16 protein-coding genes and 1 pseudogene are annotated in these 24,067 nt (G+C 72.0%); 10 read left to right on the top strand and 7 right to left on the bottom strand.

Annotated elements, in window-relative coordinates:
• The first annotated feature begins 95 nt into the window (after positions 1-95).
• The gene (locus tag AMK27_RS10485) at positions 96-4,280 is read left to right on the top strand and encodes a bifunctional nitrate reductase/sulfite reductase flavoprotein subunit alpha (RefSeq protein WP_241847462.1); all 4,185 of its coding nucleotides are present in this window, start codon (positions 96-98) and stop codon (positions 4,278-4,280) included.
• A 57-nt stretch (positions 4,281-4,337) separates the two neighbouring features.
• Here AMK27_RS10485 and AMK27_RS10480 read toward each other — a convergent pair whose 3' ends face one another.
• On the bottom strand, positions 4,338-5,102 hold the full coding sequence (locus AMK27_RS10480; protein WP_073904946.1) for an ankyrin repeat domain-containing protein: 765 nt from the start codon (positions 5,100-5,102) through the stop codon (positions 4,338-4,340).
• Positions 5,103-5,379: 277 nt separating this feature from the next.
• On the opposite strand from AMK27_RS10480, the gene AMK27_RS10475 reads away from it, so the two are divergent.
• The 3 genes from AMK27_RS10475 (at position 5,380) to AMK27_RS10465 (ending at position 8,646) form a co-directional block, all read left to right on the top strand.
• The gene (locus tag AMK27_RS10475; RefSeq protein WP_073904945.1) at positions 5,380-6,468 is read left to right on the top strand and encodes a substrate-binding domain-containing protein; all 1,089 of its coding nucleotides are present in this window, start codon (positions 5,380-5,382) and stop codon (positions 6,466-6,468) included.
• A gap of 112 nt (positions 6,469-6,580) precedes the next feature.
• The gene (locus tag AMK27_RS10470) at positions 6,581-7,363 is read left to right on the top strand and encodes an ATP-binding cassette domain-containing protein (RefSeq protein WP_073904943.1); all 783 of its coding nucleotides are present in this window, start codon (positions 6,581-6,583) and stop codon (positions 7,361-7,363) included.
• A complete protein-coding gene (locus tag AMK27_RS10465; protein ID WP_073904942.1) occupies positions 7,360-8,646 on the top strand; it encodes a sugar ABC transporter permease in 1,287 nt (428 codons plus the stop codon). Before AMK27_RS10470 ends, AMK27_RS10465 begins: the two co-directional genes overlap by 4 nt.
• A 13-nt stretch (positions 8,647-8,659) precedes the next feature.
• On the opposite strand, the gene AMK27_RS10460 is transcribed toward AMK27_RS10465, so the two are convergent.
• Complete coding sequence (locus AMK27_RS10460) at positions 8,660-10,384, bottom strand: BCCT family transporter (RefSeq protein ID WP_073904940.1); 1,725 nt, start codon at positions 10,382-10,384, stop codon at positions 8,660-8,662.
• Positions 10,385-10,591: 207 nt separating this feature from the next.
• Here AMK27_RS10460 and AMK27_RS10455 point away from each other — a divergent pair, with 207 nt between their 5' ends.
• The 3 genes from AMK27_RS10455 to AMK27_RS10445 all read left to right on the top strand — a co-directional run bounded on the left by AMK27_RS10455 (position 10,592) and on the right by AMK27_RS10445 (position 14,362).
• On the top strand, positions 10,592-11,290 hold the full coding sequence (locus tag AMK27_RS10455) for a GntR family transcriptional regulator (RefSeq protein WP_073904939.1): 699 nt from the start codon (positions 10,592-10,594) through the stop codon (positions 11,288-11,290).
• A 206-nt stretch (positions 11,291-11,496) separates the two neighbouring features.
• Positions 11,497-12,792, top strand: a complete 1,296-nt coding sequence (locus AMK27_RS10450; protein WP_073904937.1) for an amidohydrolase family protein — start codon at positions 11,497-11,499, stop codon at positions 12,790-12,792.
• Positions 12,793-12,991: 199 nt separating this feature from the next.
• Complete coding sequence (locus AMK27_RS10445; RefSeq protein ID WP_079188336.1) at positions 12,992-14,362, top strand: amidohydrolase; 1,371 nt, start codon at positions 12,992-12,994, stop codon at positions 14,360-14,362.
• A 67-nt stretch (positions 14,363-14,429) separates the two neighbouring features.
• Here AMK27_RS10445 and AMK27_RS10440 read toward each other — a convergent pair whose 3' ends face one another.
• Complete coding sequence (locus AMK27_RS10440; RefSeq protein ID WP_073904936.1) at positions 14,430-14,804, bottom strand: VOC family protein; 375 nt, start codon at positions 14,802-14,804, stop codon at positions 14,430-14,432.
• A 334-nt stretch (positions 14,805-15,138) separates the two neighbouring features.
• Here AMK27_RS10440 and AMK27_RS10435 point away from each other — a divergent pair.
• From AMK27_RS10435 to AMK27_RS10425, 3 genes and pseudogenes are all read left to right on the top strand, one after another.
• Positions 15,139-15,545 (top strand): annotated as a pseudogene (locus tag AMK27_RS10435) (IS5 family transposase); the annotation flags it as partial.
• 1,494 nt (positions 15,546-17,039) lie between these two features.
• Entirely contained in the window at positions 17,040-17,549 is a 510-nt protein-coding gene (locus AMK27_RS10430) for a DUF6924 domain-containing protein (protein WP_073904934.1), read from the top strand.
• A 258-nt stretch (positions 17,550-17,807) separates the two neighbouring features.
• Positions 17,808-19,370 carry a pectate lyase family protein gene (locus tag AMK27_RS10425; RefSeq protein ID WP_073904933.1) on the top strand — a complete coding sequence of 521 codons (1,563 nt, stop codon included), beginning with the start codon at positions 17,808-17,810 and terminating at the stop codon, positions 19,368-19,370.
• Between the two features lie 15 nt (positions 19,371-19,385).
• On the opposite strand, the gene AMK27_RS10420 is transcribed toward AMK27_RS10425, so the two are convergent.
• The 4 genes from AMK27_RS10420 to AMK27_RS10405 form a co-directional block, all read right to left on the bottom strand.
• Complete coding sequence (locus AMK27_RS10420) at positions 19,386-20,108, bottom strand: TetR/AcrR family transcriptional regulator (protein ID WP_079188335.1); 723 nt, start codon at positions 20,106-20,108, stop codon at positions 19,386-19,388.
• 277 nt (positions 20,109-20,385) lie between these two features.
• On the bottom strand, positions 20,386-22,020 hold the full coding sequence (locus AMK27_RS10415) for an FAD-dependent oxidoreductase (RefSeq protein WP_079188334.1): 1,635 nt from the start codon (positions 22,018-22,020) through the stop codon (positions 20,386-20,388).
• A gap of 133 nt (positions 22,021-22,153) precedes the next feature.
• A complete protein-coding gene (locus AMK27_RS10410) occupies positions 22,154-23,194 on the bottom strand; it encodes an NAD(P)-dependent alcohol dehydrogenase (RefSeq protein WP_073904931.1) in 1,041 nt (346 codons plus the stop codon).
• 47 nt (positions 23,195-23,241) lie between these two features.
• Positions 23,242-24,063 carry an SDR family NAD(P)-dependent oxidoreductase gene (locus AMK27_RS10405; protein ID WP_073904930.1) on the bottom strand — a complete coding sequence of 274 codons (822 nt, stop codon included), beginning with the start codon at positions 24,061-24,063 and terminating at the stop codon, positions 23,242-23,244.
• Between the last annotated feature and the right edge of the window lie 4 nt (positions 24,064-24,067).

Genomic DNA, 24,067 nt, shown 5'->3' with positions numbered 1-24,067 from the left:
TGACCCGACAGGACACGCCGACCCCCCGGGCCGGCACGGCGGGCACGCCCGACCAGGTGCGGACCGTCTGCTCGTACTGCGGCGTGGGGTGCGGCATGCTCCTCGACATCGGCGCCGGGCCCGACGGGCGCCGTACCGTCCTGAAGGCGACGGGCGACAGGGACCACCCCGCGAACCGGGGGCGTCTGTGCACCAAGGGCGCCACCACCGCCGATCTGCTCGCCGCCCCCGGACGCCTGGCCACCGCACTCGTACGGGAGGGGCGCGGGGCCGGCCTCGTCCCGGCCGACACCGGCCGGACCCTGACCGAGACCGCCCTGCGGCTGCGCGCGATCGTGGACGAGCACGGGCCCGACGCCTTCGCGCTCTACGTCTCCGGCCAGATGAGCCTGGAGGCCCAGTACCTCGCCAACAAGCTCGCCAAGGGCTTCCTCCGCACCAACCAGATCGAGTCCAACTCGCGGCTCTGCATGGCGAGCGCCGGAACCGGCTACAAGCTGTCCCTCGGTGCCGACGGCCCGCCCGGCTCGTACGACGACCTCGACCGGGCCGATGTCTTCCTCGTCATCGGCTCCAACATGGCCGACTGCCACCCGATCCTGTTCCTCCGTGTGATGGAGCGCGTGAAGGCCGGGGCGAAGCTGATCGTCGTCGACCCCCGCCGCACCGCCACCGCCGACAAGGCCGACCTCTTCCTGCGGATCAGGCCCGGCACCGACCTCGCGCTGCTCAACGGGCTGCTGCACCTGCTGCACGAGAACGGCCACACCGACCCCGGCTTCATGGCGGCGCACACCGAGGGCTGGGAGGCGATGCCGTCGTTCCTCGCCGACTACCCGCCCGACACCGTCGCCCGGCTCACCGGGATACCCGAGGCCGACATCCGTACCGCCGCCGAGTGGATCGGCACGGCCGGCGAGTGGACCAGTTGCTGGACCATGGGCCTCAACCAGTCCACCCACGGCACCTGGAACACCAACGCCTTGGTCAACCTGCACCTGGCGACCGGGGCGATCTGCCGCCCCGGATCGGGCCCCTTCTCCCTGACCGGCCAGCCCAACGCGATGGGCGGCCGGGAGATGGGCTACATGGGCCCCGGTCTCCCCGGCCAGCGCTCTGTCCTGGTCGCCGAGGACCGGGCCTTCACGGAGGAGCTCTGGGGCCTCCCGCCCGGCACGATCCGCGAGGACGGCACCGGGCAGGGCACCGTCGACCTCTTCCGGCGCATGGCGGACGGCGAGATCAAGGCCTGCTGGATCATCTGCACCAACCCGGTCGCGTCCGTCGGCAACCGCGCCACCGTCGTCGAGGGCCTGCGGGCCGCCGAACTCGTCATCACCCAGGACGCGTTCGCCGACACCGAGACCAACGCGTACGCGGACGTCGTCCTGCCCGCCGCCCTGTGGACCGAGACCGAGGGCGTGCTGATCAACAGCGAGCGCGGCCTCACCCTCACCCGGCCCGCCGTCGACCCACCGGGGGAGGCGCTCGCCGACTGGCGGATCATCGCCCGGATCGCCTGCGCGATGGGGTTCGAGGAGGCGTTCACGTACGACAGCGCCGAGGAGGTCTTCGAGGAGATCAGGCGCGCCGGGAACCCGCGGACCGGCTACGACCTGAGCGGAGTGTCGTACGAGCGCCTGCGCGCCACCCCCGTCCAGTGGCCGGCCGCCGCCGGCGGTCCGGCACGGAACCCGATCCGGTACGTCGAGGGGAACGGCGGCGGGCGGGGAGGCGGCCCCGTCTTCCCGACGGCGAGCGGCCGGGCCGTCTTCCATGCCCGGCCGCACATCGACCCCGCCGAGATGCCCGACGACGCCTATCCGTTCGTTCTCAACACCGGGCGTCTGCAGCACCAGTGGCACACCCTCACCAAGACGGGGAAGGTGCCCAGGCTCAACAAGCTGAACCCGGCGCCGTTCGTCGAACTGCATCCCGAGGACGCCGCGCGGCTCGGCATCGCGGCGGACGACCCGGTGGAGATCGCCTCGCGACGCGGGAAGGCCGTGCTGCCCGCCGTGGTCACCGACCGGGTGGCGCCGGGGAACTGCTTCGCGCCCTTCCACTGGAACGACCTGTTCGGCGAGGACCTGTGCGTCAACGCCGTCACCCACGACGCCGTCGATCCGCTCTCCTTCCAGCCCGAGCTGAAGGTGTGCGCGGTGGCGCTGGCGAAGGCCGCGGTCCCGGCGCGGACGGTCGCGACGGTCCCGGCGCCGGCCGTGCGGGCCTCCGCGGTCCCGGTCGTCCCCCTCACCCCCCTCGCCCCTCTCGCCCCCGCCCTCCCGCAGGTGCTCGTCCCGGGCGGTGGCCCGCCGCCCGGCCCCGCGGCCGCCTTCGGCCTCGACCCTGCCCCGCCGCCCGTCCTGTCCGCCGAGGAGCGGCAGTACCTCGTCGGCTTCCTCGCGGGACTGGAGTCGGGCGCGCCCGGAGTACCCGTCCTGCCGCCCGGCGCGCCGTTCCGGGAGGATCACGCGCAGTGGGTGAACGGGGTGCTGGCCGGGCTCTACTCCCGCGCGCCGGAGACCGCTCCGGTGGGCGGCGCGGGGGCCGCGGGCCGCGAGGTCGTCGTGCTGTGGGCCTCGCAGACCGGGAACGCCGAGGACTTCGCGGCCGCCACCACCGAGCGCCTCCTGTCCGCGGGCCACCGTGCCGCGCTCACGGGCATGGACCGGACCGATCTGACGGCGCTGCCGCCCGCCGCCGACCTGCTGCTGATCACCAGCACCTTCGGGGACGGGGACGCGCCGGACAACGGCTCCGGCTTCTGGGACGCGCTCGCCGCGCCCGACACCCCCCGCCTCGACGGCCGCCGCTACGCCGTGCTGGCCCTCGGGGACTCCTCGTACGGTGACTTCTGCGGTCACGGGCGGCGCCTGGACCAGCGGCTGGACGAGCTCGGCGGCGTCCGCCTGGCACCCCGCGCCGACTGCGAACCCGACTACGAGACCTCCGCCCTCGCCTGGCTCGACCAGGTCCTGACCGGGCTGTCCGACGAGCCCGCGGCCTCGGCCACCACGTCTGACCGCACCCCGTCGACCGTGCCCTCACCCTCACCCTCGTCCTCGTCCTCGCCCTCGTCCTCGTCCTCGCCCTCACCCTCACCCTCGCCCTCGCCCTCTGCCGTACCCCCTGCCGCACCCGCCCCGGCCCGTCGCTCCGGCCCTGCCACCGCCCCCGCACGGCTCGTCGGCAACCGGCTGCTCAGCCTGCCGGGCGCGGGCAAGGAGGTCCGGCGGTTCACCTTCGACACCGGCGAGAACGGGGTGCCGCTCGGCTACGAGAGCGGTGACGCGCTCGGCGTCCATCCCGTCAACTGCCCGGAGCTCGTGGCCGAATGGCTGGCCGTCACCGGCCTCGACGCGGACTCCCCCGTGGACCTGCCCGGCCAGGGCCCGGTGCCCTTCGGCCAGGCCCTCCACCGCCACCTCGACATCACCCGGGCCACGCCCGCGCTGCTCGGGCTCGTCACCGAGCGGACCGGCGACCGCGACCTCAAGCGGCTCCTGCGGCCCGACAACAAGGACGGGCTCGCCCAGTGGACCTGGGGCAGGCAGGCCGTGGACGTGCTCGCCGAGCATCCCGTGCGCGCCTCCGCGCAGGAGTGGGCCGACCTCCTGGGCCGCCTCAGGCCGCGTCTGTACTCGATCTCCTCGAGTCCGCTCACCGACCCCCGTCAGGTGTCCCTGACCGTCTCCGTGGTCCGCTACGAGAACCGTCGCGGTCGCGCCCGGAAGGGCGTCTGCTCGCCGTTCCTCGCCGACGCCGAACCCGGCACCACCGTCCCCGTGCACGTCCAGCGCGCCCCCCACTTCCGGCCGCCCGCCGACCCCTCGACCCCGATGGTGATGGTGGGACCGGGTACGGGCGTGGCGCCGTTCCTCGGCTTCCTCGACGAGCGCCGCGCCCTCGGCCACCGGGCCCCGAACTGGCTCTTCTTCGGCGAGCAGCACCGCGCCACCGACTTCTACTACGAGGAGGAGCTCACCGCCCTCCTCGCCGACGGCACCCTCGACCGCCTCGACACCGCCTTCTCGCGCGACCAGCGCGCCAAGGTCTACGTCCAGGACCGGATGCGGGAGCACGGTCCGCAGCTGTGGTCGTGGCTGCAGTCCGGCGCGCACTTCTACGTCTGCGGTGACGCGGCCCGGATGGCGAAGGACGTCGACCGCGCGCTGCGCGACATCGCCGTGGCGCACGGCGGGCTCGACGAGGAGTCGGCGGGGGTGTACGTCAAGCAACTGGCCGCCGACAAGCGGTACGTGCGCGACGTGTACTGAGAGAGGGACCGGGGACAGGGAAAGGGACCGGGGCCCGCGGCTCGGGGGCGCGCGGGCTCACCCGCCGTCCGTCGCCCGGCGCTCCGCGGCCGTCCGCGCCCCCCGGTCGGTCAGCCAGCCGATGACCTCGTCCGCCTTCTCCGCTCGGGCGATGTCGAGCGGGGTGAGGTCGTCCCAGCCGATCCGGTCGATGTCCGCGCCGGATTCCAGGAGCCGTACGGCGACGGCGAGCCGGCCGCCCTGGCAGGCACCCCAGAACGCCTGGTCGATCTCCTCCGGTGACGGGACGGGGACGGCGGTGAGGCGGGCCTCGACCACGTCGAGGAGACCGAGGGTCGCGGCGTCCTGGAAGGTGGGACGGGCGCCGAGTTCGAGCAGCCTTCGGGCCGCGCGCCACTGCCCGAAGGCGCGGGCGTCGGCCAGCGGCGTACCGCCGGCGATGACCGCTCCGTCGGCCTCGATGTCGGCTCCGGCGGCGATGAGCGCGTCGACCATCGGGACGTCGTCGTTGCTCGCCGCCCAGTGCAGCGGGGTCTCCCGGTGGGCTCCGGCGAAGCGGGCGTCCGGGTCGGCGCCGGCCTCGACCAGGACGGCGACGGTCTCCGGGCCGCGCGGCCGGTGACCGGGCCAGTCGGCGGCGAGGTGCAGCAGGCTGCGGCCACCGGGCCCGCGGCCCTCCCGGTCCTCGACGATCCGGGCGGCGGCCAGTCCGGGATGCCCGGCGAGCAGTCCGCGCAGGGCGTCGGTGTCACCGGTGGCGATGGCCGCTGTGACGGCGACGGCCACCGGATCCTGCGAGCTGAGCGTACGGGGATGCGGCATGCCGCCAGGGTGCCCCACCGGGGGCGCCGGCGCACGGACCGGCCCCGACGCGGTGCCGCACGGACCGGCTCCGACCTGCGCGGACGCTTCCGGGGACGGTGTGGTCCGGGCCCGACGTGCGATCCCGTGCCCACGGTGGTAAGGCCACCGGGCGGGAGCCGGTTCACCCGCTTGCCGGTCCCCGACTTGACGCTAGTGTCGATATATAGGCCACATGTGCCTCCTGCGTCCCGCACTCATCAGGCGGCGGGAAGGCGGAGTACGGAAGGAGCCTCCCATGACCCGTACATTGCGGGGCGCGATAGCCCTCGCCGGAGCCACCGCCCTGTGCCTGGGCGCCGTGGCGACCAGCGGGGCCGTCCAGCCGGGCGCCGAGTCGGCGCGGCAGGACGTGAGGATCGGCCTGCTGCTGCCGGAGAGCAAGACCACACGGTACGAGAAGTTCGACCGGCCCTACATCGAGGCCAAGATCAAGGAACTGGCGCCCGACGCCCAGATCGACTACTACAACGCCGCCGAGAGCGCGAACACCCAGCAGCAGCAGGTGAACACCGCGCTCGCCAAGGGCGACAAGGTCCTGATCCTGGACGCCGTGGACGCCAAGTCGATCCAGTCCTCCGTGCAGAAGGCCCACGACGCGGGTGTGAAGGTCGTCGCGTACGACCGTCTCGCGCAGGGCCCGGTCGACTCGTACGTCTCGTACGACAACCGCAAGGTGGGCGAGCTGCAGGGCCAGGCGCTCCTCGACGCGCTCGGCGACAAGGCCGGGAGCGGCCAGATCGTCATGCACAACGGGTCGCCGACCGACCCCAACGCGGCGGAGTTCAAGGCCGGCGCGCACTCGGTCCTGGACGGCAAGGTGAAGATCGGCAAGGAGTACGACACGCCGAACTGGGACCCGAACAACGCCAACCAGCAGATGTCCGGCGCGATCAGCGCCCTGGGCAAGGACAACATCGTCGGCGTGTACTCGGCCAACGACGGACTGGCGGCCGGTATCTCCACCGCCCTGAAGGCGGCGGGCATCAACGTGCCGCTGACCGGCCAGGACGCCCAGCTCGACGCGATCCAGCGGATCCTGCTCGGCACCCAGACGATCACCATCATGAAGCCGTACAAGCCGGAGGCGGACATCGCGGCCACCATGGCGGTCGACTTCGCCGAGGGCAAGCAGCTGCCGGCCGACCTGGTCCCCACCACCGTCACCAGCGGCAGTGGCCAGAAGGTCCCGGCCAACCTGCTCACGCCTGTCGTGGTCGACAAGACCAACATCAAGGACACGGTCGTCAAGGACGGCCTGTACACGGTCCAGGAGATCTGCACCCCGACGTACGCCGCTGCCTGCAAGGAGGCCGGCCTCCAGTAGCGGCACGGCGTTTCCGTCCCGGGCGCTTCCGCCCGGGACGTCCCGCCCGGGCGGCATCCGTCCCGGCGGGGTCCGGACCCGCGCGAGCGGGCGAGCGGAGGAGGCGGTTCCTTTGCCGGATCCCGTGCTCTCACTGCGGGGGATCTCCAAGCGGTTCGGCGCGGTCCAGGCGCTGAAGGACTTCGACCTGGACGTCCACCCCGGTGAGGTGGTCGCGCTGGTCGGCGACAACGGCGCCGGCAAGTCGACCGCCGTCAAGTCGATCGCCGGGGTGAACCCGCCCGACGAGGGCGTCATCACCTGGGAGGGGAAGCCGGTCAGCATCAGCCGGCCGCACGACGCGCAGCACCTCGGCATCGCCACCGTCTACCAGGACCTGGCGCTGTGCGACAACCTCGACGTGGTCGCCAACCTGTTCCTCGGCCGGGAGCTGCGGCGCTTCGGCGTGCTCGACGAGGTCCGCATGGACCAGCGGGCGCGCGAGCTGCTCGACACGCTGTCCATCCGCATCCCGAGCGTCCGCATCCCCGTGGCGTCCCTCTCCGGCGGTCAGCGCCAGACGGTGGCGATCGCCCGTTCGCTGATCGGCGCACCGAAGGTCGTCATCCTGGACGAGCCCACCGCCGCCCTGGGCGTGGAGCAGACCGCCGAGGTCCTCGACCTGGTCGACCGGCTCCGCGAGCAGGGTCTCGGGACCATTCTGATCAGCCACAACATGGTGGACGTGATGGCGGTCGCCGACCGGATCGCGGTGATGCGCCTCGGCCGGAACAACGGCTTCTTCGACAAGCGCTCGACGACCACGGAGGAGATCATCTCCGCGATCACGGGGGCCAGCGACAGCGCGGTCACCCGCCGCCAGGCCCGTAAGCGGGAGCAGGAGGAGGAGCGATGAGAGGCGACCGAGGCCGCGACCCCTCCGGCTCCGACGCGGGCCAGGAACCGGCACCCGGTGCCGTGCCCGCCGTCGACACCCGTCTCCTCGTCCGCGAGGAGGGCGTCAAGGGGTACCTCGGCGAGTTCCGGCGCAAGCTGCGCAGCGGCGAACTGGGTTCGCTGCCCGTCGTGCTCGCCGTGATCATCATCTGGACGGTCTTCGGCAGTCTGAACAGCACGTTCCTCTCGGCCCAGAACCTGTCCGACCTCAGTCAGCAGATCGTCGGCACGGGCATGATCGCGGTCGGCATCGTCTTCGTCCTGCTGCTCGGCGAGATCGACCTCTCCGTCGGCTCGGTCAGCGGTCTCTGCGCCGCGATCTTCGCCGTGCTCAACGTCCTGAACGGCATGAACGAGTGGCTCGCGCTGCTCGTCGCCATCGCCGGCGGCGCCGCCGTCGGGCTCATCCAGGGGTTCTTCTTCGCGAAGGTCGGCGTACCGGCGTTCGTGGTGACCCTGGCGGGCAACCTCGCCTGGAACGGGCTCATGCTCCAGGTGCTGGGCAGCAGCGGCACGGTCAACATCCCGAGCGAGAGCATCGTGTCCAAGCTGTACTCGACGATCTACCACAGCCCGGCGGCCGCCTATGTGACGGCCGCTGTCGGGGTGGGACTGTTCCTGACGGCCTCGCTGCTGGACGCCGGGCGCCGCCGGAAGGCCCGGGTGCCGTTCCGTCCGATCGCCGAGATCGTCCTGCGGACCGTCGTGATCGCGGCCCTCGCCTTCGTCACGGCGTACATCCTCAACCAGTACCAGGGGCTTCCGCTGGCCCTGCTGATCTTCCTGATCGTGCTGGTGCTGCTGGACTTCGTCCTCCGGCGCACCACGTACGGCCGCCGGATCTTCGCGGTGGGCGGCAACATCGAGGGCGCGCGCCGGGCGGGCATCAGCGTGCCGTTCGTCCGGATGTCCGTCTTCTCGATCGCCGGGACCATGGCGGCGGTCGGCGGCCTCTTCCTCGCCGGGCAGATCCAGTCCGCGAGCCAGACCTCCGGCGGCGGCAACCTCCTGATGAACGTGATCGCCGCGGCCGTCATCGGCGGTACGAGTCTGTTCGGCGGCCGCGGCACCGTCTGGTCGGCGCTGCTCGGTGCGCTCGTGATCGGCTCCATCCAGTCCGGGATGAACATCATGGGCGTGAGCAACGCCGTCCAGTTCATGATCACGGGTTCGGTCCTGCTGGCCGCCGTGGTCGTGGACTCCCTGTCCCGCCGCACCCAGAAGGCGGCGGGCAGGGCGTGACCCGTCGGGTGGTTCAGGGCGCGTCGGCGTCCTGCGTCCCGGGGCCGATCCTGAGCTCGAAGTCGCCGTCGTACTGCTCGTGGCCGGCGATCACGGCGAGTTCGACGACCTCCGCGCCGACCTCGCCACGCACGATCAGCGGGTCCCTGCGGAGGTCCCGCATCAGGGCCACGCACATGCCGATCATGACCAGCACGAACGGCGCCGCCACCAGGATCGTGAGGTTCTGCAGGCCCGCGAGGGCGTCGCCCTGGCCGTCGCCGATGAGGAGCATGATGGCGGCGACCGCGCCGGTCACGACGCCCCAGAACACCACCACGGGGCGGGTCGGTTCGAAGGCGCCCCGCTGGGACAGGGTGCCCATGACGATCGAGGCGGCGTCCGCGCCCGACACGAAGAAGATGCCGACGAGGATCATCACGAGCAGGCTCATGGTGCCGGTGATCGGGAACTCCTGGAGCACACCGAAGAGCTGCCCCTCCGGGGTCGACTCGCCCGCCAGATCACCCTGTTCCCTGAGCTTCATCGCCGTTCCGCCGAAGATGGCGAACCAGACCAGGCTCACGGTGCTGGGCACCAGGATGACTCCGCCGACGAACTGGCGGATGGTGCGGCCCCGGCTGATCCGGGCGATGAACATGCCGACGAAGGGCGTCCAGGAGATCCACCAGGCCCAGTAGAAGACGGTCCAGCTGCCCAGCCAGTCGTGGATCTCCGCACCGCTGGTCGCCTCCGTGCGGCCGGCGAGCTGCGGCAGGTCGTCGATGTAGGCGGCGATGGAGGTGGGCAGCAGGTCGAGCACGATGATGGTGGGGCCCGCGATGAACACGAAGAGGGCGAGGATCCCGGCGAGCACCATGTTGATGTTGGAGAGCCACTGGATGCCCTTCTCCACACCGGAGATGGCGGAGAAGACGAAGGCCACGGTCAGTACGGCGATGATGGCGACGAGCAGCCCGGTGCCGGTCTTCTCCATCCAGCCCAGCTCCTCGAAGCCGCTCCCGATCTGGAGCGCGCCCAGGCCGAGCGAGGCCGCGGAGCCGAACAGCGTGGCGAAGATCGCCAGGATGTCGATGACCCGCCCGGGCCCGCCGTACGCCGCCTTCTCGCCGATCAGCGGGACGAACACGGCGCTGATCGTCTGCCGGCGCCGCCGCCGGAACGTGGAGTACGCGATGGCGAGGCCGACGACCGCGTAGATGGCCCACGGGTGAAGCGTCCAGTGGAAGAGCGTGGTGGCCATGGCGGTCTGCATGCGCTCGGCCGAGTCCAGCGGGCGGGTGCCGGGGGGCGGGGTGCCGTAGTGGGCGAGCGGTTCGCTCACCCCGTAGAACATCAGGCCGATCCCCATACCGGCGCTGAACATCATGGCGATCCACGACACCGTCCGGAACTCCGGGCCCTCGCCCTCCTGGCCGAGCGTGATCCGGCCGTAGCGGCTGATGGCCAGCCAGAGCGCGAAGACGACGAAGCCGGACGCGGCCAGCATGAACGCCCAGCCGCCGTTGCGGATGAGCCCGTCGAGGAGGTCGCTCGACACGCTCTCCAGGCTGTCCGTGGCCGTGGCGCCCCAGACGACGAACGCCACGGTGAGGACGGCGGTGACACCGAACACGATCCGGTCCGTACGGGCCCGATGGTGGTGGTCGGGGCGGCCCGGCAGATTCGCCGTCACCGGCAGCCCGCCCCGTTCGGCGCCTGTTCGGCCACCGTCCGGCCCCTGATCTTCCTGCGACACAGATGGCACCTTTCACCGGCAAAGCAGCATTTCACCACAAATCTGACGAAGTCTCTGTAAGGCAGTACCACAGCCGGGGCCGAACCGTGCGGACCAACAGACCCCGACCGCTTGACCGGTGGCTGTCGGCGGGCCGACGTATCCTCGCCCCGGGCACCCCGAACGGGGGACGGACAGCACGGCGGAGCAGGGAAGAGGTCGGGGCGCGTGACGGACGGACGACGGACCGACTCGACTGCCGCGGGCGACGGCGCCTCTCCCCCCGCCCCCGCCCCGCTGAGCACGCGCGCGCGTGAGGCGGTCCTCCAGCGGATCGTGGACCGGCGGTACGCCCAGGGAGCCCGCCTCGTCGAGCGGGAGGTCGCGGAGGAGCTCGGCATGTCTCGGGTCCCGGTACGCGAGGCGCTGCGCGCCCTGGTCACCGAGGGGCTCCTGGAGCTGCTCCCGCACAGCGGCGTACGCGTCCGGCGCCTGGAGCGCGCCGACGTGGAGCACCTCTACGAGGTGTGGGAGCCGCTCACGGTCCAGGCCTCCCGGCTCGCGGCGCGGGCGCGCGCGGCGGGCGACACCGAGGGACTCGCCGCCCTCGAAGCGGCCCTGCACCAGGCCGAGTCTGCGGCCGCGGCGGACGAGGCGACCCGCGAGGTGGCGGCCCACACGGCGTTCCACGAGAGCATGGTGGCCATGTCGGGCAACCCGCTGCTCGCCCGCACGATGGAGCAGCTGAGCTGGCAGCTGCGGCTCGTGTTCGGCCTGCGCGAGGAGCCCGCGCACATGCGGGCCCAGCACGCCGAGATGTACCGGCACATCGCCGCGGGGGACGCGGAGGCCGCCGCGGCGAGCACCCTGCTGCACGTGCGGGACAGCCGGGCCGTGGCGCTGCGGTCCCTCTTCGGCGAGCACTGAGGGTACGGGTGGCCGAGCGCCGCCCATCATTCGTATACCAAGATGCGTGATCGCACACCCCTCAATCCGTCGGTGCAGCCATCAAACAGGGCAAACCTGTACCGGAACGGGTGTTTCCGATTCCCTGGATCATCACCCTTGTCCGGCGCCGTGAGCTTGGTATACAAAACGGGGAAGCCCTGGCCCACTCCCCCCAAGGAGCACCCATGTGCGTCGAAGGCACCCCGCCGCCCTCCAGCAAGCTGACCCGCCGCGGCATCCTCGCCGGAGCGGCCGCCCTCGCCGGCACCCTGGCCGCGGCGGGACACGCGACCGCCGCCGGCGACCACCGAACCGACTCCGGCCGCCACTCCCCCGGCACCACCCCGCGCGCGGGACACCTGGTGATCGAGGGCGGCACCCTCCTGGACCCGGCCACCGGCGGGGTCACCGAGAACGCCGTCGTCGTCATCGAGGACGGCACCGTCGGGGCCGCCGGCCGCCGGGGCGCCGTCGCCGTGCCGCAGGGCGTCGAGGTGCTCGACGCGCACGGCCGCTGGATCCTGCCGGGCCTGGTCGACGCGCACATCCACCTCAGCACCGCCGCCGAGGCGCGCGACGCCGTCCGCAAGGGCGCGACGAGCGCACGCAGCGGATCGACCTCCTTCTACCAGGACATCGCCGTCCGCGAACTCGCCCGGCACAGCCCCGCGCTCGCGCCGCGGCTGACGGCCGCCGGGGTGTTCGTCACCCCGGACCTCGGCGACACCGTGCTGGCCGACCCCGACCTCACCCCGCTCGCCCGCCTCAAGGACGGAGTGCGCTCCCCGGAGGCACTGCGGCGCGTGGTGGAGGTGAACCTCGCGCGTGGCGCGGACGTGATCAAGACACGGGTCAACGAACGCGCCGGGCTCCCGGAGCAGGACCCGCTCGCACAGGTCTACTCGCGCGACCAGCTCGCCGAGATCGTGGCGGCGGCCCGGCGGCGCGGCAAGGGCGTCCTCTGCCACAGCTACAGCGAACAGGGCTGCCACGACGCCGTCATGGCGGGCATCCGCTCCCTGGAGCACGGCGCCTTCGTCGGCGAGCGCACCCTGCACGAGATGCGGCGCCGGGGAACGTACTTCACGCCCACCCTCACCGCGATCGCCGGCCTGGCGGAGTCCTCCGACCCGGTCCTCGCCGAGCGCGGACGCACGTACCTCCCGGTCCTGAAGCGCGCGGTCCTCGCCGCGCACGAACTCGGGGTCCCGCTGGCCGCGGGCACCGACTCGTCGGGCGGGGTGGTGGACCCGATCGGCGGCGAGGTCGAGCTGATGCACTCCGCGGGCCTCTCGCCCCTCGACGCGATCCGCACGGCGACGACGGGCGCGGCCCGCCTCCTGGGCCTCACCGGCACGGCGGGCCGCCTCACCCGCGGCCACACGGGCGACGCCCTGCTGCTGCCGGGCGACCCGCTGGCGGACCCGGCGGTGCTGAAGCGTCCGGTGACGGTGGTACGGGCGGGGGTCGTCGCGGCCTGAGACGGCCGAGACGTCCACCTCCCGCTCGCCGTCCCTCTCCCGCTCCCCTCCCCGCGCCTTCCCCTCACCCTCTGCCTCTGCCTCTGCCTCTCCCTCGACCGGTAGCGCCCTTCACCGGATCCGCCGGACACCCGGCGCGGTCCGCGCCGCCCGCCTTCACCACGGCGACCTCGCCGTCCCGTCCCGCCAAGGAGCCCCCATGCAGTCGTCCTCGTCCCCGCAGTCGTCCTCCCCGGCCTCCCCCGGCGCGCTGTCCCGTCGCACGATGCTGGCGGGAGCCGCGGCGTTCGCGGGCGCCTCGGCCACCGCCGCGGCCACGGCCGGGCCCGCTGCGGCGGCGGCTCCGGTCGCCGCCGAAGCGGCGGCCTCCCGCACCTCCGGGCACAGGGCCAGGGCGGTCGTCTTCCGTGACGTCCGCCCGTTCGGCGCGGCGCGGGCCAGGGACCTCGTGGTCGTCGACGGCCGCGTCTCGGACCGACCGGCGCCGCACGGCGCGAAGGTCGTCGACGGAGGCGGCCGGATCGCGCTGCCGTCCCTCGTGGACGCGCACATCCACCCGGACAAGACGACCTGGGGCGGGTCGTGGGTGTCGCGGCGGCCGGCGAGCGAGATCGCCGACTACGTGTCGCAGGACGTCGAACTGTTCCGCAGCCAGCGCCGCCCGGTGGCCGAGCGGGCGTACGGCCTGATGTCGCACGCCGTGTCGCGGGGCACGCGCGGCATGCGTGCCCACGCGGACGTGGCACCGGCGTACGGCCTGGCGGGGGTGGAGGGCGTGGCGGCGGCCCGCGAGCGGTTGCGTCACGCGCTCGACGTCCAGATCGTGGCCTTCCCGCAGCACGGGGTGATCCGGACTCCGGGAACGGCCGCACTCCTGGAGAAGGCGGCGCGCGAGGGTCTCATCGACATGATCGGCGGCATCGACCCGATCGGGTTCGACAACGCCCTCGACGATCAGCTGGACGTCGTGTTCGGCATCGCGGACCGCCATGGTGTGGGCGTGGACATCCACCTGCACGATCGCGGGGAGAAGGGCATGAAGGCGATGCGCGGCATCGTGGAGCGCACCCGGGCGCTGTCCCTCGCGGGGAAGGTGACGGTCAGCCATGTCTTCTGCCTGCCGGGTCTGACGGACCGCGAACTCGGCTCGATCGCGGCCGACTTGGGTGACCAGGACATCGCGCTCACCACGGTCGCCCCGTCCGACTCGCTGGTCCTGCCGATCGCGCGCCTGCGGGAGCACGGCGTGCGGGTCGGGCTCGGGTCGGACGGCGTGCGTGACTCGTGGAGCCCGTTCGGGAACGCCGACATGATGCACCGGGCGCACATCCTCGGCTGGGTCACGGATGTACGCCTGGACGACGAGCTGAGGGACTGCTACGACGTCGCGGCGCACGGCGGCGCGGACGTGATGGGCCTGGCGCACGCGGACTTCACGGCCGGCGCCCCGGCCGACTTCGTGCTGGTCCGGGGCGAGTGCCTGCCGCAGGTGGTCGTGGACATGCCTCGCCGCGACATGGTGGTGCACGGCGGCGTCGTGGTGGCCAGGGACGGCGAGTTCCTGGCCTGAGGAGGACCCGAGGGCCGGCCGGGCACCGCACGGGTGCCCGGCCGGCCGCGGTTCGCCCCGCCTCGCCCTACAGGTAAGGACGCGTGATCAGCTCGAACGCGTGACCGCCCGGGTCCTTGAAGTAGACCCCGCGGCCGCCGTGTTCGTCGTTCGTCTCGCCGGGCCGCTTCATCTGGGGGTCGGCCCAGTGCTCGACACCCTGGTCGCAGAGCCGCTGGTACGCCCGCTCGAACAGCTCGTCGTCGACGAGGAAGGCGTAGTGCTGCATCTGGATGTCCATCGGGGGCTCGGCGAACTGGATGAGCACGCCGTCGGCGAGCTGGACGTTGATGAAAGGACCCCAGGACGGTGCCTCGGGGAGTTCGAGCAGCTCCCGGAAGAACCGCGCGGACTCGTGGCGGTCCTTGGCGGCGATGATGGTGTGGTTGAACGTGACTGCCATGTGGATGACCTCGCTGTTGATTCGACACGAAAGGGACTCGTCGCAGTGCCGGAGCACTGGGGGGTCCGCGTGCCGAACCGTGGGGGTGCTGTCGACGCACCCACGGAGCGATCAGTCGTCCACCGGATGGCCCGTCTGTGTATGGCGTCGAATCGCCGGTCCGGTGTTCACGTCGCAGGACGCTACTTGATCATCTCTGAACTGACAAGCGGACAAGCGACTTCGACGCACCCGCGCCGACCGCTCCACGAAGCCGACTCCTGAGGCGGCTCACCACGACGCCGTCGCTCCGACGGAGGGCGTGATGTCAGTACGGCATGGCAGGGTCTCGCTCATGACGACGCCGAAGCGAGGCGGCCTGTGGCGTGATCACGGCAGGTAATCAACGCGATCGCGTTCAAGTACCGCACCGGCACACCGTGGATGGACCTGCCCGAGGGCTTCGGGTCATGGAAGGGCGCCCACAACCGCCTGCGGAAATGGGCTGCCGACGGCACCTGGGAGAAGGTCTTCACCACGCTCCTCGCCCAGGCCGACGCCGGAGGCGACCTCGACTGGGTCGTCGCGGTCGACTCCACCATCGTCCGCGCCCACCAGCACGCCGCCGGGGCCCGTCAAGAAGGGCCCCGGCCGGCGAGCCCGACGACCATGCCCCTCGGACACTCCCGCGGCGCACCGACCACCAAGATCCACCTCGCCGCAGACGGCAACTGCCGATCACTCGCGTTCATCCTCCCAGGACTCCACATCGCCGCCATCTTCATCTGGTCAGCGAGATGATCTCTAGGAAACGCCCTCGTGAGTAACCGCGTTGTGGCACTTGGACGGTCTCAGTTCTCCGTCCGCGCCGGCGGGCGTTCGCCGCGTGGGTGGGCACTGTTTCAGTTCCCTGCGACGCTGAGGGATCCCATGGTGCTCGTCACGCCCACTTCGGGCATGTGTCCGGGTTCCTGTGCGGCGATCGACAGGGAATGTCCGGTTTGCGGGCGCCGCCGCAATGTGTTTGTGCACGTCAGGGGCATTGACGAGGTACTGCTTCCCGGCGTTGTATCCCCACACAGGAAGATCACATATGGAACTGGGATCTTCACTGCACATGCATGTGCGTCAAGGGTCATGCACTGGTGCACACGCATCCGGTTGATCTGCGGGTGGGGAATGAACATGAGATCGGGGCGTGCGCGGCGCGCCCAGGGGAGAGGGCGTGCACTCGCCCTGACAGCAGCCTGGACGCTTCTGACGGGTGTCGTGCCCGGTCTGGCCGCCAGTCCGGCGTGGGCCGATGAAGTTCCTGCAGTTGTTCTTACAGTCGTCCATCGTCCCGGTTCGGATGAACACCGGCAGACAGTGGACGCGGCCCGACGCAATGAGATCTTCAACGCTGTAGCCGCACACCTAAAGACCGGAGACTATGCCGTGAAGGCAGACTTCGAAGCGTACCGAGGGAGAAGATTCTGATGCGAAAGCTGCGCCTTAGATTCCTCTCTCGCCCCTCTGTTGTCATGGGTATAGTCGCCGTTGCGGTGGCAGTAGTGGGTGTGCTCGCATTCCTTAGAGTTTCGAGCCGCCCCCCTCTCAGTGTGGGCGATGTTGAGGGGGTGTGGAGGGGAGAGAACGGGGAAAGTGTCTCTGTTTCGGTCAGGCCAGATGGAACAGCCACGCTATACAATGTTCCGGAACCCTGCCCACCCAGTAACGGCCGCTATTATTCTGGTCCTGCATCTTGGGAGTTCCATACCGTCCCCGATGAATCGCCAGGCGTTCGTTTCAGGTTTTCGGGCACTCCTGAAGAATGCATACTGTCTTTCTCCATCGTGGAGGATGGGAGCGGTTTCTTCACGGAGGACCGGAATTCCATAGGGTACGTTCGCGATTAGGGTAGATATATTAAGCCGTAGATCCTGACTCGGCTCTCAGAAACTGTCAAGTAGGGTTTATCTGGTGCGGCAGATCATGTGACCGCTCTATGCCCGAGTCGTTCCCGAGGGAATGGGGCGGGGTGATTCGAAGGGTGCCGGGTGGGAACGGCTGCGGCCGTTCCCACCCGGCCGGTTAGGCCGTTTCGTGCGAATCTTGCGAGGCTTGCCACACTTCCCAAGTGGAGCTGCAAGCCGAGAAGGCAGCGCGGCGTTGGCTGGCTGAGCAGGGCGTCAGCCGGCTGCTGGAGCCGCCCACGTCGATGGCGTCACGCCTGCGGAGGGCCTGATGTCAGTGCGGCATGGCAGGGTCTCACCCATGACGACGCCAGAGGGGCTTACGCGAGAGCCGGCCGGGATCGCCCACCGCGACACGTTCGACGCCGTCGTCATCAGGACCGACTTCAGCGACGACGAGTGCTGGGGCGCCGTGGTCGAGGAGCTGCGCCGTCCGTGGGGGCCGTCCGGCGAGTACCCCTCGACGGTGCGGGTCGTCGATGCGCCCGCCTGGTCGGGAGCGACAGCCGACGAAGTCCTCGCCGTGGTGGACGAGGACGAGTATCTGAGCGTCGTCTTCCTCGCCGACCGCCACACCATGGAGTCACCGGCGCGGGCCCTGCTCGCCCTGACGACGACCTGGGAGGACGAGGGCGACCTCGATCCCGTCTACTACCAGGAGCTCATCGATTCACCGGAGCCCCGGGAGTTCCGAACCGCGCCCGCAGCCGTGCACGAGGTCCACGTGAACCTGGCGCTCGGCACCATGGACTTCGCCGAGTTCGCCGCGGCGGCCTCCGCGGAACCCGACCAGGTCCTGCGCCCCATCTGACCGCAGCGGCCGACGCACGTCGCCTCGACAGCGGTGGGGGCTTCGCGGTCACCCGCGTACGGAGGTCCTCCTGCGCGGAGTCTTGCCACGTTCCCGGGTGCGTCCTATCGTCCGTCGCGAAGAAAGCGCTTTCTTTCTGTCTGTGGGCAGCTCCATCCGTCTGCCCATGGGCTCTTTCCGCCGCACCGAACGACGTTCCGCACAGCACCTCAGCCAGGAACCGACCCCCAGCGTTCGAAGACGAGAAGGACGGCGAACATGAGACGACCAGTCGCACTTCGGCTCCACGCGGCCCTGGCCGCCCTGGCCCTCGCGGCCGCGACCGGAGTCGTGCTGTCGATGCCTCAGGCAGCGGCGGCGACCGGTGGCGCCACGGGCTACGCGACCCAGAACGGCGGGACCACCGGCGGCGCCGGCGGGCAGACCGTGCGGGCCACCACGGGGACCGCGATCCACGCGGCCCTGTGCGCACGGGCAAGCAGCAGCACCCCGCTCACCATCGAGGTCGAGGGGACGATCAACCACGCCAACACCACCAAGGTGTCCGGCGGCAGTTGCAACACCGCCGCCGGCGTGATCGAGCTCAAGCAGATCAGCAACGTCACCCTCGTCGGGGTCGGATCCGGCGCCGTCTTCGACCAACTCGGTATCCACATCCGTGAGTCCAGCAACATCATCATCCAGAACGTGACCGTGCGGAACGTCAAGAAGTCGGGCTCGCCGCTCTCCAACGGCGGCGACGCCATCGGTATGGAGAGCGACGTCCGCAACGTCTGGGTCGACCACACCACCCTGGAGGCCTCGGGCGGCGAATCGGAGGGCTACGACGGCCTCTTCGACATGAAGGACAACACCCAGTACGTGACCCTGTCCTACAGCGTCCTGCGCAACTCCGGCCGTGGCGGCCTCGTCGGTTCCAGCGAGACCGAGCTCTCGAACAGCTTCATCACGTACCACCACAACCTCTACGAGAACATCGACTCGCGCGCTCCCCTGCTGCGCGGCGGCACCGCCCACATGTACAACAACCACTACCTGCGGATCAACGAGTCCGGCATCAACTCCCGCGCCGGCGCCCGCGCCAAGGTCGACAACAACTACTTCGAGGACTCCAAGGACGTCCTGGGCACCTTCTACACCGACGCGGCCGGGTACTGGCAGGTCGGGGGCAACGTCTTCGACAACGTGACCTGGTCCGCGCGAGGCGCCGAGAACAACCCGGCGGGACCGGACCCGCAGTCCAACACCACCGTCGCCATCCCCTACGCCCACGCCCTCGACCCCGCCGCCTGCGTACCGGCCGTCGTCGCCCGAACGGCCGGTGCGGGCAAGGGGCTTCTCGTGTCGGACGGCAGCTGCTCCCCGCAGACCCCGAGCCCCACGCCCACTCCGACGCCGACCTCCTCCTCGCCCACCCCGGCGCCCACCACACCCACGCCCGGACCGACCGCCCCGAGCGGCACGAACCTCAGCATCGGGGCCGGCGCCGACGGTTCCAGCAAGGCCGACGGCACGAGCTACGGGAACGTCCGGGACGGCGACCTCGGCACCTTCTGGTCGCCGGCCGGTTCCACCGGCTCGGTGTCCGTCAAGTGGGGCTCCGCCACCACCGTGTCCGCGGTCACCATCCGCGAGGCGGCCGGGTCGGCCGGTGCCATCGGGTCCTGGCGCCTCCTCAACGGCGACACCGGAGCCGTCCTCGCCTCCGGCAGCGGGGCCGGCGCCCTCACCGTCCCGCCCACCGCGCTCAAGAAGATCACCTTCGAGATCCTCGGCTCCACCGGCGTCCCCCGCGTCGCCGAGTTCGAGACCTACGCCTGAGGCGTGCGGGAGGCTCTACGGAGCCGACTGCGCGAGGCCGCGGACGAGGAGGGCGAGGCCGAACTCGAACTCCTCGTCCAGCGCCACGGACGTGAGGGACCGGGCGGCCCGGAGGAGGGCGGGGTAGGAGGCCGGGTCGAGCCCGCCGTAGAAGTCCGCGAGTTCGGTGCTGTGGTCGGGGGCGGCCCCGGGACCGTACTGCTGGACGGCGAAGCCGATGGCGTAGTGCGTGACGGACGTGAAGGCACGGGCGGCCAGGTCCACCGGCAGCCCGTGCTCCAGGAGCGCGGCGAGGACGCGCTCGCGTCGGGCGAGTGCGAGGGGGCCGACGGGGACGTACGCCATGAGCAGCGGCAGGGTGTTCGGGTGGCGGCGCAGGGTGTCGTGGAGCCCCCGGGCCGTCACCGTGAGGGCCTCGCGCCAGTCGGAGGCCGTGGCCGGGGCGTCCGCGTCCACCTCGCCGAGGACGCGGTCCACCACGTACGCCATGATCTCGTCCTTGCCGTCGAAGTGGCGGTAGAGCGTGGCCGTACCGGAGTTCAGGGCATCGGCGAGCATGCGCAGGGAGAACGCCTGCGAACCGTGCTCGTCGACGAGCCGCAGCGCCGTGCCGACGATGTGCGCGGTGTCGAGCGACGGGCGTCCGCGCCTCGGCTCGGCGGCGGCGGAAGGGGTCGCGGGGGCCGGGCGGGATGCCCACCACGCCGGACTGCCGGGGGGTGGCGGGGTGGTGGCCATGCGCGGGCCCTCTCTCGCTGAGCCGGGTCGTCGCCGCCCTGGGCGTCACGCGCCCGGCGGTCATCCGTGGTGCGCTGACACGGTACCGGGCGTGCGGGTGGGGCCCTGGGCCGGGCAGGGCCCCCGGGGCCGGGCACGCGCCGGGACCGGGCGGGGCCGCCGGGACCGGGCACGGGCCGCCGGAACCGGGCGAGAGCCGCGCCCGGGCGGGGCGCCCCGCCCCGGCCCCCGCGCGGCCCCGACTCGGGCCGGCGCCACACAGGAGCCGGGGGGGGAATCAGGCGGGAGTCAGACGCGCGATCGCCGGGGACACGGGTGGCGTGCCCGTGCCCAGCGGCTCCTCGGCGTCCGGGCCGTTGCCGCCCGGGCCGTTGCCGACCGGTCCGTGCCCGACCGGTGTGCGGTCGCCGTCCGCCTCTTCCGCCGTGAGGCGGATGTCGCCGATGTGGCCGTCCGGGCGGACGAGCACGATCGTGTCCTCGGTGATGCCGTACGCCGCCAGCAGGGCCGCTTCGTCCGGCGTCCCCGGTGTGGTGCGCGTCAGCACGGTGTGGCGGCGCAGCGGGGCACCGCCGGGCGGCCAGGGAAGGCGGTCGAGCGCCGTGGCGGCGCCGGAGCCGAACGCGAGGGCGGTGAAGTGCGGGCCCCGGTAGAGGTCGAAGAGCCGACGCGCCGGTCCGGTCGCCACCGCCGCGTCCGGCGCGCGGTCGCCGCAGCGCAGGCTCGCCGTGCGGGGCGCGTCGGCCGGGGCCAGGGGGCCGCCGAAGTACGAGATGCCGAGCTGGTGTTCGTCGGGGCCCCGGGTGAGCCCGCCGGGGCGGGTGCGGCGCAGGCCCTCGTACAGCTCGGTCGAGCGGCCGAGGACCTGCGCGGCGACCGGGCGGCGCTCCCGTTCGTAGCTGTCCAGGAGCGTGTCGTCGGCGCCGGCGAGGACCTGCTGGAGTTTCCAGCCGAGGTTGTGGGCGTCCTGGACCCCGGTGTTGAGGCCTTGGGCGCCGGCGGGTGTGTGGACGTGGGCGGCGTCTCCGCACAGCAGGAGCCGGCCGTCGCGGTAGCGCTCGGCGAGGCGGATGTTGGGGCGGAAGACCGAGGTCCAGGTGATGGCGCGCAGGGTGAGGTCGGCGCTCGCACGGCGGCGCAGGAGGGCGGCGAGGGCCGGGCCGGAGAGGTCGACGGGGTCCTCGGGGCGGATCCTGATCATGATCTGGAAGCGGCCTCCGCCTTCCGGCAGGGGGCATGCCGCGATGCCGCGCCCGCGCAGCCGGGGCCAGACGTGCCAGCGGTCCTGGGACAGTCCGTCGACGGTGGCGTCGACGAGGATCATCCGGTCGGTCTCGTCCGTGGTGCCCTCGAAGGCGATGCCCGCCGCCTTGCGGACGGTGCTGGAGCCGCCGTCGGCCCCGACCACGTACCGGCTGGTGAGGACCCGGCCGTCCTCCAGGCGTACCGTGCACCTCTGCTCGTCCTGGGTGATGTCCACGGCGCGCGCGCCGAAGTCGACGGGCACTCCGAGGCGTACGACGGCATCGTGGAGGAGGGCGGTGGTGGCGTACTGAGGGAGCAGGAGGATGTCGGGGTAGGGGGTGCCGATGCTGTCCGGCGCGGTGGCGTGCATCTGCCAGGTCTTGGTGAACGGGCCGACATGGAGGCCCATCGGCGGGTAGGCGCCGCCTGCGGCGCGGGCGGCGTCGGCGAGGCCCAGGTCGTCGAGGACCTCCAGGGTCCGGGGCTGGATGCCCTTGGCCCGCGATCCCTGGAAGCGCCGGTCGTCGCGCTCGACGACGCGCACCGGGACCCCTCGGCGGGCCAGGTCGAGTGCGAGCGCGAGGCCCACGGGTCCCGCGCCGACGACGGTGACGTCGGTGTCGGGCGCGCGCGCCGCCGCGTCGCCCGTGTCGTTCGATTCCGGCATGTCCGTTGCTCCTCGCCGCCCCGGGTGCGCGAACGGGTGCGCACACCTCGATCCACGTTTCGGATACAGCGTATCCGAAAAGTGGCTCCCCGGGTGCGCGGACGATCCGACGCACCCAGAGGACCTGCCCGGCTCAGCCGTTCGGGAGGATGACCGCCCGCCCGTTGACGCGCCCCTCGTGGAGCCGCTCGTAGGCCTGCGGCGCGTCGTCCAGGCCGTACGTCTCGGTGTGGACGTCGACGGCGCCGGCACGGGCCAGGTCGAGCACCTCGATCAGCTCGGCCCGGGTACCCCAGTACGGGGACGCGACCGAGACCTCGTACGGCAGGGCGCCGAATCCGACGGGCAGGGTGCCGCCGCCGAGGCCGACGACGGTGACGTCGCCCTCGACCGCGACCATCGCGCCGGCGGCGGTCACGGTCGGCTGGGCGCCCACGAAGTCGAGGACCACCTCGGCACCGCGTCCGCCCGTGAGTTCACGGACCGCGGGGGCCGCCCCGGCGTCCGACAGCACCGTCTCGTGCGCGCCCACGGCGCGGGCCAGGGCCAGCTTGTCCTCCGTGACGTCCAGGGCGACGACCCTGGCCGCGGTCATGGCGCGCAGCAGCTGGATGGCGACGTGGCCGAGTCCGCCGGTGCCGATGACGACGGCGGTGCTCCCGGGGACCAGCTTGGGCAGGGAGCGCTTGACCGCGTGGTACGGCGTGAGGCCGGCGTCCGTGAGCGGTACGGCCTGGACGGGGTCGAGGCCGGCGAGCGGGACGAGGTGGCGGGGGCTGTCGACGATCATGTACTCGGCGATGGCGCCGGGGGCGCCGAGTCCCGGCGGCCTGATGCCGAGTTCGGCGGCCCGCAGGCAGTAGTTCTCCTTGCCCTCGGCGCACTTGGCGCAGCTGCCGCAGCCCCAGGGGCCGTAGACGGCGACGGCGTCACCGACGGCGACGCCCTCGGCTCCGGCGCCGAGCGCCGCCACCGTGCCCACGCCTTCGTGGCCGAGGGTCAGCGGCAGCGGGAAGGGCAGCTGGTCGGCGGACCAGCTCATGACCGCGATGTCGGAGTGGCAGACGCCGGCGGCGGTGACCTTCAGGAGCACCTGGCCGGGTCCGGGTTCCGGGTCGGGGACGGTGACGACCTCGGGCGGGGCGCCCACCGTGCGGTACTGCAGTGCCTTCATGACGCTTTCCTTTCGCGTTTCTCTTCCCCCAGCCGCGGCCGCGTGGCTCAGCGGGCGGCGTAGGCCCCGTCGACGAGGTGGTAGCTGCCGTGGACGAAGGACGCGCGCTCCGACAGCAGGAACGCGACGAATTCGGCGACCTCGTCGGCGCGGCCGAGCCGGCCCGCCGGGTGGAGGGCGACCAGGGCGTCGTACGCCTCCTGTCCGATGCCGGCGAGGAGGGGGGTGTCGATGTAGCCGGGACCGACGGCGTTGATACGTACCCCCTGGGAGGCGTATTCGAGTGCGGCCGTCTTGGTGAGACCGACGACGCCGTGCTTGGCCGCGACGTAGGCGGCGCTGCCGGCCGAGCCGTTGGTCCCGAGGATGGAGGACATGTTCACGACGGCGCCGCCGCCGGAGGCGAGGATCGCGGGGAGTTCGTGGCGGAGCGAGTGGAAGACGCCGTCCAGGTTGGTGGAGACGACGCGCCGCCACTCCTCGGCCGGGGTCTCGGCGATCGGGACGCGCGCACCGGCGACGCCCGCGTTGTTGACGGCCAGGTGGAGGCCGCCGAAGGCGGCGACCGCGGCCTCGACGCCCTGCCGGACGGACCCGTCGTCGGTGACGTCCATCGTCACGGCGAGGGCCGTGGCGCCGCGCTCGGTCAGTTCGGCGACGGCGGCGGCCGCGCGGTCGGCGTCGTGGTCGGCGACGGCCACCGCGGCACCGGCGTCGGCGAGGCGGCGGGCGACGGCGAGTCCGATGCCGGAGGCGCCGCCGGTGACGAGGGCGGCCTTGCCGGCGAACTCCCGGGAGTCGGCGGTCCGGGCCTCGGAGGCGGGAACGTCGGGCGTGGGGGTGGGAGTGGGGGTGGGGGTGTGGGTCATGGTG

The sequence above is a fragment of the Streptomyces sp. CB02009 genome (genome assembly GCF_001905825.1).
GTDB lineage: Bacteria > Actinomycetota > Actinomycetes > Streptomycetales > Streptomycetaceae > Streptomyces.
This window is presented reverse-complemented; position numbering and strand designations above follow the sequence as displayed.

What these genes read in the sequence shown, in the direction of transcription:
- AMK27_RS10485 (WP_241847462.1), top strand. Translation starts at nt 96, where the DNA reads ATGCTCCTCGACATCGGCGCCGGGCCCGACGGGCGCCGTACCGTCCTG.
- AMK27_RS10480 (WP_073904946.1), bottom strand. Translation starts at nt 5,102, where the DNA reads ATGCCGCATCCCCGTACGCTCAGCTCGCAGGATCCGGTGGCCGTCGCC.
- AMK27_RS10475 (WP_073904945.1), top strand. Translation starts at nt 5,380, where the DNA reads ATGACCCGTACATTGCGGGGCGCGATAGCCCTCGCCGGAGCCACCGCC.
- AMK27_RS10465 (WP_073904942.1), top strand. Translation starts at nt 7,360, where the DNA reads ATGAGAGGCGACCGAGGCCGCGACCCCTCCGGCTCCGACGCGGGCCAG.
- AMK27_RS10450 (WP_073904937.1), top strand. Translation starts at nt 11,497, where the DNA reads ATGTGCGTCGAAGGCACCCCGCCGCCCTCCAGCAAGCTGACCCGCCGC.
- AMK27_RS10445 (WP_079188336.1), top strand. Translation starts at nt 12,992, where the DNA reads ATGCAGTCGTCCTCGTCCCCGCAGTCGTCCTCCCCGGCCTCCCCCGGC.
- AMK27_RS10440 (WP_073904936.1), bottom strand. Translation starts at nt 14,804, where the DNA reads ATGGCAGTCACGTTCAACCACACCATCATCGCCGCCAAGGACCGCCAC.
- AMK27_RS10430 (WP_073904934.1), top strand. Translation starts at nt 17,040, where the DNA reads ATGACGACGCCAGAGGGGCTTACGCGAGAGCCGGCCGGGATCGCCCAC.
- AMK27_RS10425 (WP_073904933.1), top strand. Translation starts at nt 17,808, where the DNA reads ATGAGACGACCAGTCGCACTTCGGCTCCACGCGGCCCTGGCCGCCCTG.
- AMK27_RS10420 (WP_079188335.1), bottom strand. Translation starts at nt 20,108, where the DNA reads ATGGCCACCACCCCGCCACCCCCCGGCAGTCCGGCGTGGTGGGCATCC.
- AMK27_RS10415 (WP_079188334.1), bottom strand. Translation starts at nt 22,020, where the DNA reads ATGCCGGAATCGAACGACACGGGCGACGCGGCGGCGCGCGCGCCCGAC.
- AMK27_RS10410 (WP_073904931.1), bottom strand. Translation starts at nt 23,194, where the DNA reads ATGAAGGCACTGCAGTACCGCACGGTGGGCGCCCCGCCCGAGGTCGTC.
- AMK27_RS10405 (WP_073904930.1), bottom strand. Translation starts at nt 24,063, where the DNA reads ATGACCCACACCCCCACCCCCACTCCCACCCCCACGCCCGACGTTCCC.